Genomic DNA, 12989 nt, shown 5'->3' with positions numbered 1-12989 from the left:
AAATAAAGCCATATTTCTATAATTTTTTATCCTATTTGTTATATAATCAACTATATCATTCATAAGTAATTTTTCATTATTTTTATATAATTTCAATAATTTTTTGTAATTATCTTTATTTAAGTCTGTTTCACTTAAAAATAAATTTAAATCTTGTTCAACTATTAAGTTTTCACTTATAGTGTTAGCTTTTACTTCTTTATACCCTAATCCATCTACTTGATTTGTAATAAACGGTATTAAGAATTTATCTTGTAAATGTAATTCATTCATTTTTTATTCTCACTTTCCCCATAATCACTTCATCTATAAGAGATTTCTTATATTTATTTAATATATTTATTTGTAACTTTATTTTTTTTATTGATTTATCAATAAGTGAACATTTGTAGTCTAATACCTCTACTATTTTTATCTGTTCCTCATATGGAGGTACAGGAATACTTTCTTGCATAAATCTATTAATATTTACAGCTTCTCTAATCTCTAATATGCCAGAAGCTATCTTTCTCAGATGTCTTTGAAGTGATTTAGATTTAAATACATAATCAAAATAATTTGCACAGTTTCCTGATTTTATATTTAAAACTATATACACAGTACTTAAAGCTCCAAATTCTTTTGAAATACCAACGGACCCTATCATTACATTCATTTTATTTACTACTATATCATTCGGATAAACTAACTTATATCCAGTAATATCTTTTGACATTTTATTTCCTACATTACCTTTATCTTTATGATTTATAACACCAATGTCTTTCATTACTGATAATATATTAGTAGTTACTGGATTTCCATCTTTATTTAAATTTTTTTCACTTCTTTCTACAAATATATCCTTCATTCTCTTTACATTCCAATTTTCTGGTATATATTCTACCCAATCAATATCACTGCTTTTTAACTTTGTATTATTTATTCCTTTACTAATCATATTTGTTATTAAGTTATTCTTATATTCATTGTATTTATCTATTTTATTTATTAAAACTTCAATTCTCTTATCTATATTAAGTATATTCTCGTCCAAATAATCTGCTATAATACCCTGCTCTTCTTTAGTATTAGGAATAGGTATTATCCAATTTTTTATTGAACTTTGTGAAATCTTTACCATGGATGTATTTAATCCTCTCGCAGTTTTCTCAATTTGTTCTCTTATTGTTGGGCTTATTAATGCATATACTATATATCTAGCATCATATTTATATCTATTTACATCTAATTTGTAAATTAAATCTGAGTACATAAGCTTATTTTCAATATTGTTTACAAAGCAAGCATCACCAACTAATTTAGGTGTATTTGATCTACTTACTAAAATATCTCCTACTTTCACCATATACATTTCATTTTCAATTGTGCCTAAAGATAATGCCTTATGTTCATCTTCTATATATTTTCCATTTTTAATTGCAGATAATTTCAATACTCCCCACTCATTAGATTCAACTTTTCTATTTTCAGCTACAGGACTCCAACCTTGATCAATATAATTTATTAATTCTTTTATCCTTTTAATACTCCAATCATTCGGTATATTATTTTCCCACTCAAACTTTTCATTATAACTCCTATCCATTACATTAATAACTCCTTTTCTAGTAGCATCAATTCATCATTAAGTTTCTTTATCTGAGCAATTATCTTAGTTGTATCAGTTATTTCTTCTTGCTTATAAAAATATTTATTAAAGTTTATTTCTACACCTATAGCATTATCTAAATATTTAAATGGACTTTGTACATACTTTTTCATAAATGATTCTATATTCTCTCTATTCTTAATTTTATCCGAACAAAAACTTATAATTTCATTATCCTTTATATATTCGGGAGTTATTTCTACATGTATCTCTATAAACTCACCCTTAGATTTTGTAGGTTTTTTATATGTGCTTTTAATGCTTATTTTTCCACACCCTAGTTCATGTTTATATCCATTTTCTTCTTTAATGATTGTATTTTTTTCATTATCAAAATAATAAATACAGTCATTACAATATACTTTAAAAGTATCTTGTTTATAATCAAATTTACTAATAAATGTTTTTATTACTTTACTGTTGTATTCTTTTAATGACTCTAATTCTCCTATTTCATTTCTATCTATTATAAATTTTTCTATTCTATCCTCTATTCCATCGTTAAATTGAATTACTTTATTTACATTATCTATTTTTATAGATTTTTTATTATCTTTTAGCATATCTTCTATACTTTTTCCATTGATATCATGATCAGTGATTAAGATATATTGTTTATTGTAAAAGAATTTATCACGATGATAAATTTTAGCATAATTATTTTCTTCAAACTTTTCTAATGTATTTATGATGTCTTTTCTGCTAGCTTCATCAATTTCTTTTCTTTTCTTACCTTTATTTTTCTTGAGTAGTGTAAATTTTTCACTTGCATCTATTAATAAAATTTGTTCTGCTCTATTTTTATCCTTATTCTTATTTAAAACCCAGATATATGTAAATATATTGGTATTAAAAAATTCATCCGTTGGTAATTGAATTATAGATTCAACTATATCTTCCTCTAATATCCATTTTCTTATATTACTTTCACCGCTACCTGCATCTCCTGTAAATAAAGTTGAACCATTATGTACAACTAGAGCTATACCGTTACTATCTAGCATCGATATTATATGTTGCATAAATAGTAACTGTCCATCTGATACTGCTGGAAAATCTATAAATCTTCCTGTTTTATCATTTATTATATCATTTTTATATCCTTTCCAATCCACACCATAAGGAGGGTTTGCAACTATTACATCAAATCTTTTATCATAAAATTCCATATTAGTTAGTGTATTTCCATATTTTATATATGAATTTTCTCTAAATCTACTCTCAATTTTTGCTAATGCATAAAGACTATCATTCCAATCTTGTCCATAGGTAGCTATTGGTCTATTTAAAACTTCATTTATCCTATCTTCTACTCCAAAAAGCATATTCCCTCCTCCACAAGTTGGATCATATATAGTTAAAAAACGATCATCTTTATCAACTTTCGAAGTAACTATATCCGATATTAATGCAATTACATCATCTGGAGTATACTGCTCTCCTGCAGTTTCTGCAGATATATCAGCCCATCTTCTTTTTATATGCTCCTCTAAAGTAGTTATTTCACTATTATTAAATGGCTTTAAGTCTATTTCACTCCATTCTTTAACAAATGCAAAAAATATTTTCTTTTTTTTCAATTGACCGCTTATACCTGAAATATCTAAAAACTTCTCTTCTTCATTCCCTTTATTTATACCTAGTAAGTCTTTTGTTTCATCATCAAATCCATTTAAATATTCATCAAAGTCTATTTCAAAATTTTTATCATTTTTACATATATCTTTTAGAGTTTTTCTATTTTCAAATAAATATAAATTATATCCCTTATCTTGTTCTTTTATATAATCTATAAAATCTTCTGATGATATTTCACCTTCATCTATTCCCAACTCTTCAATAACTTCATCTGACATTCTTAACAATCTACTTTCTACCATTATCAATGCAAAAAATGGCATCATAAACTTTGGGAAATCACTTTGCTTTATTCCTGCTCCTAATAATAGATCTGCAGTATTCCATACTCTTGATTCGTATTCCATTATGTCTTTTATCATACTTAAATCTCCTTTAGTTATTTATAATCTTATTATATCTTAATTTATTATTATTTTTTACATATTTTAAGATTTAACAGTATATAAAATAAATTCTTTAAGCCTATTTATTATAATAAAAAAGGTATTGACTATTTAGCCAATACCTTTTTCGTGGATTTGAATGGTGGAGATGAGGGGAATCGAACCCCTGTCCGCAAGCTTTTTCCTCGTTGCGTCTACGTGTGTAGTCAGCTGTTTTAGTATCTCGCCTCAACTAGCGTCCAGTGACAAACTCTAGTCTTGGCCAGCCCCAATTAGTCCACTAATAGTCGAGACACCCTAAAAGTAGTTCCCTGCATAAATGATGTCCAGGCCTAGCCGGCAGGAGGGCTCAGGCGGGACAAGCAGCATTATGCTGCTAAAGCGTAATTATCGTTTGCGTTTATTTTAAATTCCCCAGTTTTTACGTGACCCAGAGTAACACGACACGCTGCCCCAAGTTCCGAACCCACGTCGAAACCAGTACACCCCCATAGGATGTTTAAAGTCATTGAGACTGCTTAATTTGCAAACTTTTTTATTTTCACCAATTCAATATTTAATTTTATATGAAAGTATACACAAAATTGTTATACCCCTTAGTATTATCACTAATAACTTAGCTTGACTGTATATATAATATATTACTTTTTCAGATAAAAATCAACTAGAATTAATTTACTAATTTTCTTAGTATTTACCAGTCATTTCTCTTTCTATTCTTCTTTGTGCATCTTTCTTAGCAAGGTCTTGACGTTTGTCGTAAAGTTTTTTACCTTTTGCTAAACCTAATTCCAGTTTAACTCTACCATTTTTCAGATACATTCTCATAGGAACTAAAGAATAACCTTTTATAGTAGTAGCCCCTATCAGTTTTCTAATTTCATGTTTATGAAGTAATAATTTTCTAACACGAAGAGGATCTATCTTGTAAAAAGAGTTTCCTTGGTCGTATGGGCTTATATGAACTTGTTTTAGGAAAACTTCAGAATTATCTACAGATGCGAAACCTTCTTTTAAATTGACTCTACCTGCTCTGATTGATTTAACTTCTGTTCCTTTTAATTCTATTCCACATTCGTAAGTTTCTTCTATGAAATATTCATGTCTAGCTTTTTTGTTTGTAGCTAATGTTTTTTCTCCTACCGCCATACTCTCACCTTCTTTGTTATTAATTAATTCATTTATTTTATTAACTTTATACTTATATATAAACTTAATTTTAATAAACATTAGTATACCATATCCACAATAAAATCTCAATATTATTGCTAAATGTTTCTATTTATCACATTTTGTATAGTAAAAAGATAAAACAAACATCAACGTCTGCAATGAATAGATAACTAGTCTTTCTGTTAATCCCAATATATTCAGTCCCATTACTATGGAAATTGGACTGATTATTCCACATAACGTTATTATTATTGCCATTATTAGAATAAACTTACCAAGATTCTTCATTTTCTCCTGCACTAAATATCCATAAGCTAGAGTAAACCCTGATGCTATGGTAGTTACAACTACTGCAACTGTAACTGTTATATGCATCATGTTTTGGAAATTCATTACAGTCTTATCTCCCACAAGTGGAAATGCAGTATATCCAAATAAAGAAATTACCTCCATTCCCAAAAGAACTACATATCCTGTACGAGTTCCTAAATGATATTTTCTATCTGATTTTATAATCATTCCTATTATAAATAAAACCATACATATTCCATAAATCATGGTGAAAACTCTAAGTATGCCTTGGTTTGACGCTCCATCTGCAGTTAATGAGCTAATATCCATGGTTATAGGATTATACTCTGGCCATAATATATTCCCCAAAATAGTATGCACCAAATAAAATATAACTCCTACCATTCCCAGTGGCATAAAAAATCTCTCTAATTTTTCTTTTCTGCTAAGTACCTTATTATCTTCCATTGAAAATCCCCCCTTTTCAAAAACTGTATCTATTTTATAAAAGTTAATCTTATAAAAATCTATTCTTCATCTTTATAATATAATACTGAAGATACAAGTATTGTAAGACATAATATGCTAATCAGTGAAATTATATTTATCAAAACCTTCAACGTTAAAATATAACTAATTGCTACTCCAACCAATCCTATTTTTCAGTTTTCGTCAAATTGCTTGGGAAATATTATCAATATTGTCATATACATGCTTATTATCAAATAACTTATTAATAAATCTGTTTTTATGTTCTAAACATTCGGCATCGCCCAAATTGTTTTTTCTTTCTTAAATTGTAACACAACACCTTCTTTTTCAATATATTGTTAATACAAAGTAAAATTCGCGTCATTATTGTCGCTAAAATATTTATACTTTGCTTCTTTAATAAGTTTTTTACAATATGTAAGTTGGGGAGGTATCTATGTTCAACTCACTAAATTCCTTATCTTCACTAGATGCAATTTTACTTGTTTCCGCACTTTCAATGGATGCATTTGTAGCTAGTTTTGCCTATGGAACAAGTAAAATAAAAATTCCCTTTAAATCAGCTATGACAATTAACTTAGTCTGCACTACTATTTTAGCTATTGCTCTTTTTCTAGGTAGTATTATAAGCAAATATATACCCAGTGTTTTTACTACAAGTATTTGTTTTACTGTGCTATTAATGTTAGGCATGGCTAAATTATTTGATAGTACTTTGAAAGCTATTCTAAATAAAAGTGGCACTTTAAGTCGCGATTTATCATTTAAATTATTTGATTTTAAGTTTTTTCTTAGAGTTTGCTTAGATGGTACAGAGGCAGACGTAGATCATTCTTATGAACTTTCTCCTAAGGAGTCTTTCTCTTTAGCAGTGGCTCTTTCTCTCGATGGTCTGGCAGCTGGTTTTAGTACAGGGCTTATGGTAACAAACTATGTTCAAATTATTTTATTTTCACTTGTGATAAATATAGTTGCTGTATTATTAGGTTGCTTTATAGGCAATAAAGTTGCACAAAAAAGTGAACTTAACCTTTCATGGTTGAGTGGAGCAACTCTTATTTTACTAGCTTTTTTGAAATTAAAATAATAATATAGATTTCATAAATAAATGGAGTATGTTTTTCATACTCCATTTATTTACATATTTAATTGGCACAAACTTCCTATTTCATTGTATAATTTACATATATTTACTTTTTGGGATAATTTTATACAATACAAAAAAGGGGGAATTATATGATAAAAAGAGATAAATCACTTTTAGCTATGTCATTAGGTATTCTTATTTCATCTCAAGGTATGACCACTATATCAGATGCAGATTCTCTTAGCTCTAATATAGACTCAGACCCTATACTAAATAATAATCATAATATGGGCGGAAATTCGTCTAAAACCTATACAGTTGGAGATGATGTATTCAATTCAAGAAAAATAACATTATCTAACCCTAAGGCCATAGGAAGTGGAACTGTAACAGAAAGTTATTTAAATGTAAGAAGTACTCCTTCTACATCAAGTGAGTTAGTTGGTACCTTATCATATAACGAAAGAGTTGAAATTCTTGAAAAAAGCAATGGTTGGTACAAAATTGATTTTCGTGGTACACAAGGATATGTATATTCATCTTGTTTAAAACTAAGTCCTATTGAAAAGGGTATTGACGTAAGTAAATGGAATGGATCTATTGACTGGAATAAAGTAAAAAGTTCTGGTATAGATTACGTAATAATAAGAGGTGGATTTGGTACATCTACTGTAGATTCCAAATTCAAAACTTATATTGAAGGTGCTTCAAATGCAGGATTAAAAGTAGGAGTTTACTGGTTTAGTTATGCTACAACTGCTGAAAAAGCAGCCCAAGAGGCCAGAAAATGTGTAGAAACTATAGCACCTTACAAAAATAGTATTACATACCCTGTTTTCTTTGACTATGAATACGATAGTGTAAAATACGCAAACAGCAACGGCGTAATTATAACAAAAAATTCTGCTACTCAAATAGCTAATTCATTTATTAATACAATAAAATCCTATGGATATGACACTGGTATCTATACAAATAAGAATTTTAGTAACACTTATTTTACTAATGAACTTATTAACTCTACTAATTTATGGGTTGCTCAATACAACACTACAAACACATTTAATAATGATTATTCTATGTGGCAGTACTCAGAAAAAGGGCTTGTTCCTGGTATAAGTAACTATGTTGATTTAAATTATACTTATTTAAAAACACCTAAAAATAATATCAGCACATATTCTAGTTCATCTGTCCAAACACAGACTAGTGTTGATAATTCATCTGCTGCGAAAAAAGGTGTTACTACTGTAAACCTTAATCTTAGAAAAGATTTATCTGCATCTTCTTCTATTATAAATACTATTCCTACTAATACTACTATCGAAGTTTTAGAACAGATATCATCAGGATGGTACAAGGTTAAGTACAAACATTTCATTGGATATGTTTCTGGCAATTATGTAAATATGTAAAAATTAATTTTGCTTAAATGCACAAAAATCTCAATCAATTTTAAATTAGTTGAGATTTTTATAGTTATATAAAAAATATTAAAGTTATCTACTATTTTTAATATGTTAAATTCTCTATTTGTGGAAAAATTACAGTAACTTTTGTCCCTTTATTTTCTTCTGATTCAATATTTAATCCTAAGCCCATTTTTTTACATAGTTTTTTACATAAGTACAAACCTATCCCCGTACTTTTGCCAAATCTTCTGCCGTTTTCTCCTGTAAATCCTTTTTCAAATACTCTATTTAAATCTCTCTCAATTATTCCCACACCATTATCTTCTATTATTAAAATTACTGAGTTTGCCAATTTTTTTGACTCAATCTTTATTTTATCTCCTTTACCTTTTGAATACTTAATAGCATTTCCCACTATTTGATTCAGTATAAATTCAATCCATTTTGCATCACTATAAATGACTTCATCAAGCTCTCCTAGTTGCAAGCTTATTCTCTTTCCAATAAAGTCCCTTTGATTTTTCTTAACTACACATTTCACAATTTGAGATAATTCTATCTTCTTTATAATATAATCTTTTCCTACTTCATCACTTCTTGAGTAGTACAAAACTTGCTCCACAAAGTTCTCGATTTTATCCATTTGTGTGTCTATTTTTCTTGTTATTTCATTAGTATTGTTTTCTATTAATAATTTAGTGGATGCAATAGGCGTTTTAATTTCATGAACCCACATTTCAATATATTCTCTGTATTCTTCCTGGATGTTCTTATAATATTTTACATTCTCATGCATATCTCTGCTTAACGTTTGGATAATATAATTTATCTCTTCACCTTCTATAAAATTAGGTTCTTTTAATATTTCAGGAAGTAAATACTTTTTATCTAGATTTTCTAATATATTTTCAACAGTGTTAAAATACTTTCTAAACGTTATATACTCTATTAACATATAGATAAGCAGTGGTAAAAACCATACACAAAATATAAGAAAAATTATAACTGAAGCCACATTTGCGGAATACATAAAAAATGAAATCACCATAAAAACCATTAAATTTATAGCTATAAAAAGCCCCTTATCTTTTATATAATCACTTATTTTCATGGCATTATATACCCCAGTCCTCTTCTTGTTTCTATCACATTTTCTATGCCTATTTCTTCTAGCTTTTTACGCAATCTTGTTACATTTACAGTCAATGTACTGTCATCCACAAAATAATCAGTGCTCCACAAATACTCCATAAGCGATTCTCGTGATACTATTTTGCCCTTGTGATTTATTAAATAAGAAAGTATTTTTACTTCGTTTTTAGTTAGTTCTACTTCTCTTTCCTTATATAAAATAGTTGCATTTGATAAATTTAACTGAAAATCTTTATAAGTTAAAATACTACTAGTGGTTGTACTTGATCCACTTCTTTTTAGCAATGCTGCTATTCTTGCAAGCAGTATTTGTGTATTATAAGGCTTCGTAACAAAATCATCTGCCCCTAAATTCATACTCATCAGCTCATCCATATCACTATCTCTACTTGTGACAATTATGATAGGAACATCTGACTGCTTTCTTACTTCTCTACATATGTAATATCCATCGAAAATTGGAAGATTTATATCTAATAACACTAAATTAGCATTTTCCTTTAAAATAAATCCAACCACATTATCAAAAGTTGTTGGTGCTATTATTTCATATCCATATTTACTTAAAAAGTTTTTTAGCTCTTCTCTAATTATTTCATCATCTTCAATAATTATAATTTTAGCCATCTATTTTATCACTCCCATTATTTCAGTTTTATTTTTATAAATATTCTCTTACTTTATTATCGCTCTTATTATACCAAAAAAATCTATTTAAAATAGATTTTGCTACTTTAAATAGATTCTTTCTGTTTTATATATTATTTTTTACTATATTTTTATATCCACTATAAGTTATATAGAAATAAATCATATATACAATCATAAATATTCCTGCTGTTATAAGAGATGTTCTTCCTATATCTGGTTGACTAAACATTGCTATAAATTCATTTGCAACTTTTATTCCCACAACTGAGTGAACTACAGCTAGTGCTACTGGTATACTGAAGTAAGCTAAAGTTTGTACAAAAATTGTTTTATTTATGCTTTTTGTACTTGCTCCCAGTCTTTTTAATGATTTGTATCTTTCTATACTATCACTTGCTTCACTTAATTGTTGAAGTGCAAGAACTGCCATACTACTTATTAAGAATACTATTCCTATATATATTCCTACAAATAATATAATAGTCGTTAATCCCTTATTTTCTTCATAAACTTCATTTCTATTAGCTGATATAATAAATCCTAGTTTATCATAATCTGTATCTTCAGTTTTGTATGAATATATTTTATCACTAAAATCTTTTGCTCGTTTATCCTTATCATTTCCTACAAAATTAACATTTACATTACTTGAATACAACTCTTTATCTTTACATAAATCATCACTTACTATAACTGTTAAGATATTACTTTGCATATAATCTGTTTTTAAGTTGTCTTCTATCACTTCTTTATTTTTTATATTATATATTTTTCCATCAAGGTTTATTGTATCATTATTTTTCATATGCTTTTCCATTAATGGTAATAGGTCTGAGAAGTTTGATGTTATCAATACTTCATTTTCTTTTAAATCTATTGGTTCTTTATTACTTATTTCTCTTAACTTATTATAGTCTGAGATTTTTACATATGAAATTTGAGCATCAATATTATTCTTCTCTGACTCATCTTTTAAAGATATAATATCTTGTACTCTTGTTCCATCAGTATACTCATTGTAGTAAGCTACTTTATCATTCTTATTAAATTTTACCCCTATATGCTCAAGTGATTTTTCTATTTCTCTTGCTTTATCTTCTGGACTTATATACATATACGCACTAGCATCATATGGTGTTGATTGCTCTAATCCTGATTCCAAAGCATTTTTAAAACTAAATCCAGTAGATAATATTCCTATTGTTAAGAATAACATTAAGCAAATTACTGACATAGATATAAAGTTTGTATTAACTTTGCTGTTTATTTGTTTTACTATAAATATATTTAAACCTTTAAAGTAAACTTTTTTATTCTTTTTCACCACATATAAAATAAACCCTGTTAAAGAGAAGAAAAATAAAACTGTTCCAAGTATTCCAAGTCCTATAGATATCATAAATCTAGGATCGTCTATACCTTCTAGCCCTACTTCTAAAACAAATTTATATGCTACTGCCAAAGAAATCACACATAGTATAAATGTAACTAAATATACTATAGGGTTTTTAAACTTCATTTCTTCTGTTTTTCTTGCAGCTGTTAGTAAGTCTATTATTTTATATTTTGAAATTACAAAAGAGTTAAATATCATAACAAGTATAAACATTATTCCAAAATATAAAATAGTCTTTCCTATAGCTGGTGTAGATATTGCAAATGTATATCCTGACATTTTAAAGTCAAATAATTTTGCAACAAGTACTGATAATCCTTGAGATACTAGAAGTCCTAAAATCAATCCACTTATCAGTGAAAACACACCAACAATTAATGTTTCTAATATTAATATTCTAGAGATTCTATTTTTTGACATCCCAAGAGTCATATAAATACCCATTTCTTTATTTCTCTTTTTAATTAAAAAGTTATTTGCGTAGAGAATAAGGCTTCCTAAAATAAATGCTACAAAAACAGATACGTAAGATATTATAGTTGAAAGACCTTCAACATATTCTAAGCTAGAATAATTCATCTCCATCATTGCTTTTTGTGATTCTATAGAATTAAAACTATAAAATATGCAAACTGCCAGTGTTAAAGTTAAAAAGTATATTGTGTAATCTTTAAAACTTTTCTTAACATTTTTAAACGCTATCTTAGAGTACATTGTTGTCATCGCCTCCTATTAGAGTAATAACTTCCATTATTCTATTGAAAAACTCTTTTCTCGAATTCTTACCTCTCACTAACTCTGTGAATATTTTTCCATCTTTAATAAACAGAATTCTATGAGCATAACTTGCTGTGAAAGCATCATGAGTAACCATAAGTATAGTTGCATTTAAATCTTGATTTAGACTTTCAAATCTTTCAAGTAATAATCTTGCTGATTTTGAATCAAGAGCTCCTGTTGGCTCATCAGCAAGTATTAGTGATGGATCTGTAACTATGGCTCTAGCAGATGCCACCCTTTGTTTTTGCCCACCTGACATTTGATATGGATATTTATTTAGTACTTTCTCTATTTCTAAATATTTTGCTACTTCTTTTATTTTCCCATCTATTTCAGAGGATTTTTCACCTTTTATAGTTAATGCCAATGCTATATTTTCATAAGCAGTTAATGTATCTAATAAGTTAAAATCTTGGAATATAAATCCTAGCTCACTTTGTCTAAATTTATCTAGTTTTTTTGATTTTAATCTTGTAATATCTTTATCATTTATTATTATGTTTCCTGTTGTAACAGTATCTATTGTTGAAATACAGTTAAGAAGAGTAGTTTTACCACTTCCACTAGGCCCCATTATCCCAACAAATTCTCCTTCATCAACCTTAAAGCTTATATTATCTATGGCTTTTGTTACATTATCTTTATTTCCATAGTATTTTTCTATTTTTTCAACACTTAATATATTTTTCATTCTTCTAATATACCTCCTCAGTTTATCTAATTTACTTTTTATTATAAACACCTTTTACTTTCCTAGAAGAGATTATAAAAAAACTAAAGAAGAGGAAGCTACTAAAAGATTAGCCATCGAAAAAGCAACAGAAATTCATTTAGAAAAAATTAAATCAAGTAAAGAAATGGTAGAAAATATATCAAAAGC

General features: G+C 27.6%; 11 protein-coding genes and 1 other RNA gene. 2 read left to right on the top strand and 10 right to left on the bottom strand.

Features of this window, described 5'->3' with window-relative positions; genetic code table 11:
- From NSA58_RS08350 to NSA58_RS08325, 6 genes are all read right to left on the bottom strand, one after another.
- The coding region (locus NSA58_RS08350; protein ID WP_257560386.1) for a hypothetical protein at positions 1–273 on the bottom strand (273 nt) is incomplete at its 3' end.
- Entirely contained in the window at positions 266–1588 is a 1323-nt protein-coding gene (locus NSA58_RS08345) for a restriction endonuclease subunit S (RefSeq protein ID WP_257560385.1), read from the bottom strand. The genes NSA58_RS08345 and NSA58_RS08350, both read right to left, overlap by 8 nt.
- On the bottom strand, positions 1588–3651 hold the full coding sequence (locus NSA58_RS08340; RefSeq protein ID WP_257560384.1) for an HsdM family class I SAM-dependent methyltransferase: 2064 nt from the start codon (positions 3649–3651) through the stop codon (positions 1588–1590). Before NSA58_RS08340 ends, NSA58_RS08345 begins: the two co-directional genes overlap by 1 nt.
- 164 nt (positions 3652–3815) lie before the next feature.
- Positions 3816–4165: a transfer-messenger RNA gene (gene ssrA, locus NSA58_RS08335) on the bottom strand.
- A gap of 197 nt (positions 4166–4362) precedes the next feature.
- Complete coding sequence (gene smpB / locus NSA58_RS08330; protein WP_074079911.1) at positions 4363–4824, bottom strand: SsrA-binding protein SmpB; 462 nt, start codon at positions 4822–4824, stop codon at positions 4363–4365.
- Positions 4825–4953: 129 nt separating this feature from the next.
- Entirely contained in the window at positions 4954–5607 is a 654-nt protein-coding gene (locus NSA58_RS08325) for a DUF998 domain-containing protein (RefSeq protein ID WP_257560383.1), read from the bottom strand.
- Positions 5608–6067: 460 nt separating this feature from the next.
- Between NSA58_RS08325 and ytaF the strand changes: the two genes are divergently transcribed.
- Positions 6068–6718, top strand: coding sequence for a sporulation membrane protein YtaF (gene ytaF, locus NSA58_RS08320; RefSeq protein WP_039679244.1), 651 nt, complete (start codon positions 6068–6070; stop codon positions 6716–6718).
- A gap of 149 nt (positions 6719–6867) precedes the next feature.
- Positions 6868–8133, top strand: coding sequence for a GH25 family lysozyme (locus NSA58_RS08315; RefSeq protein ID WP_074429563.1), 1266 nt, complete (start codon positions 6868–6870; stop codon positions 8131–8133).
- Between the two features lie 97 nt (positions 8134–8230).
- Here the strand turns inward: NSA58_RS08315 and NSA58_RS08310 are convergent, their stop codons facing one another.
- The 4 genes from NSA58_RS08310 to NSA58_RS08295 all read right to left on the bottom strand — a co-directional run bounded on the left by NSA58_RS08310 (position 8231) and on the right by NSA58_RS08295 (position 12800).
- On the bottom strand, positions 8231–9241 hold the full coding sequence (locus NSA58_RS08310; RefSeq protein ID WP_074079866.1) for a sensor histidine kinase: 1011 nt from the start codon (positions 9239–9241) through the stop codon (positions 8231–8233).
- Positions 9238–9909, bottom strand: a complete 672-nt coding sequence (locus NSA58_RS08305; RefSeq protein ID WP_074079865.1) for a response regulator transcription factor — start codon at positions 9907–9909, stop codon at positions 9238–9240. Before NSA58_RS08305 ends, NSA58_RS08310 begins: the two co-directional genes overlap by 4 nt.
- 127 nt (positions 9910–10036) lie before the next feature.
- Positions 10037–12043: an FtsX-like permease family protein gene (locus NSA58_RS08300; protein ID WP_074429562.1), complete on the bottom strand. Its 2007-nt coding sequence runs from the start codon at positions 12041–12043 to the stop codon at positions 10037–10039.
- Complete coding sequence (locus NSA58_RS08295) at positions 12033–12800, bottom strand: ABC transporter ATP-binding protein (RefSeq protein ID WP_074079863.1); 768 nt, start codon at positions 12798–12800, stop codon at positions 12033–12035. Before NSA58_RS08295 ends, NSA58_RS08300 begins: the two co-directional genes overlap by 11 nt.
- Positions 12801–12989 lie beyond the last annotated feature (189 nt).

The sequence above is a fragment of the Terrisporobacter muris genome, assembly GCF_024621905.1.
Classification (GTDB): Bacteria; Bacillota; Clostridia; order Peptostreptococcales; family Peptostreptococcaceae; genus Terrisporobacter; species Terrisporobacter muris.
Note: the sequence above shows the minus strand (reverse complement) of the source record. Positions and strands in the feature narration are given on the sequence as shown.

Bases quoted from the DNA above. Each gene is read 5' to 3' on its own strand.
- NSA58_RS08300 (WP_074429562.1), bottom strand. From the start codon at position 12,043: ATGTACTCTAAGATAGCGTTTAAAAATGTTAAGAAAAGTTTTAAAGAT.
- smpB (WP_074079911.1), bottom strand. From the start codon at position 4,824: ATGGCGGTAGGAGAAAAAACATTAGCTACAAACAAAAAAGCTAGACAT.
- NSA58_RS08345 (WP_257560385.1), bottom strand. From the start codon at position 1,588: ATGGATAGGAGTTATAATGAAAAGTTTGAGTGGGAAAATAATATACCG.
- NSA58_RS08315 (WP_074429563.1), top strand. From the start codon at position 6,868: ATGATAAAAAGAGATAAATCACTTTTAGCTATGTCATTAGGTATTCTT.
- NSA58_RS08325 (WP_257560383.1), bottom strand. From the start codon at position 5,607: ATGGAAGATAATAAGGTACTTAGCAGAAAAGAAAAATTAGAGAGATTT.
- ytaF (WP_039679244.1), top strand. From the start codon at position 6,068: ATGTTCAACTCACTAAATTCCTTATCTTCACTAGATGCAATTTTACTT.
- NSA58_RS08340 (WP_257560384.1), bottom strand. From the start codon at position 3,651: ATGATAAAAGACATAATGGAATACGAATCAAGAGTATGGAATACTGCA.
- NSA58_RS08305 (WP_074079865.1), bottom strand. From the start codon at position 9,909: ATGGCTAAAATTATAATTATTGAAGATGATGAAATAATTAGAGAAGAG.
- NSA58_RS08295 (WP_074079863.1), bottom strand. From the start codon at position 12,800: ATGAAAAATATATTAAGTGTTGAAAAAATAGAAAAATACTATGGAAAT.
- NSA58_RS08310 (WP_074079866.1), bottom strand. From the start codon at position 9,241: ATGAAAATAAGTGATTATATAAAAGATAAGGGGCTTTTTATAGCTATA.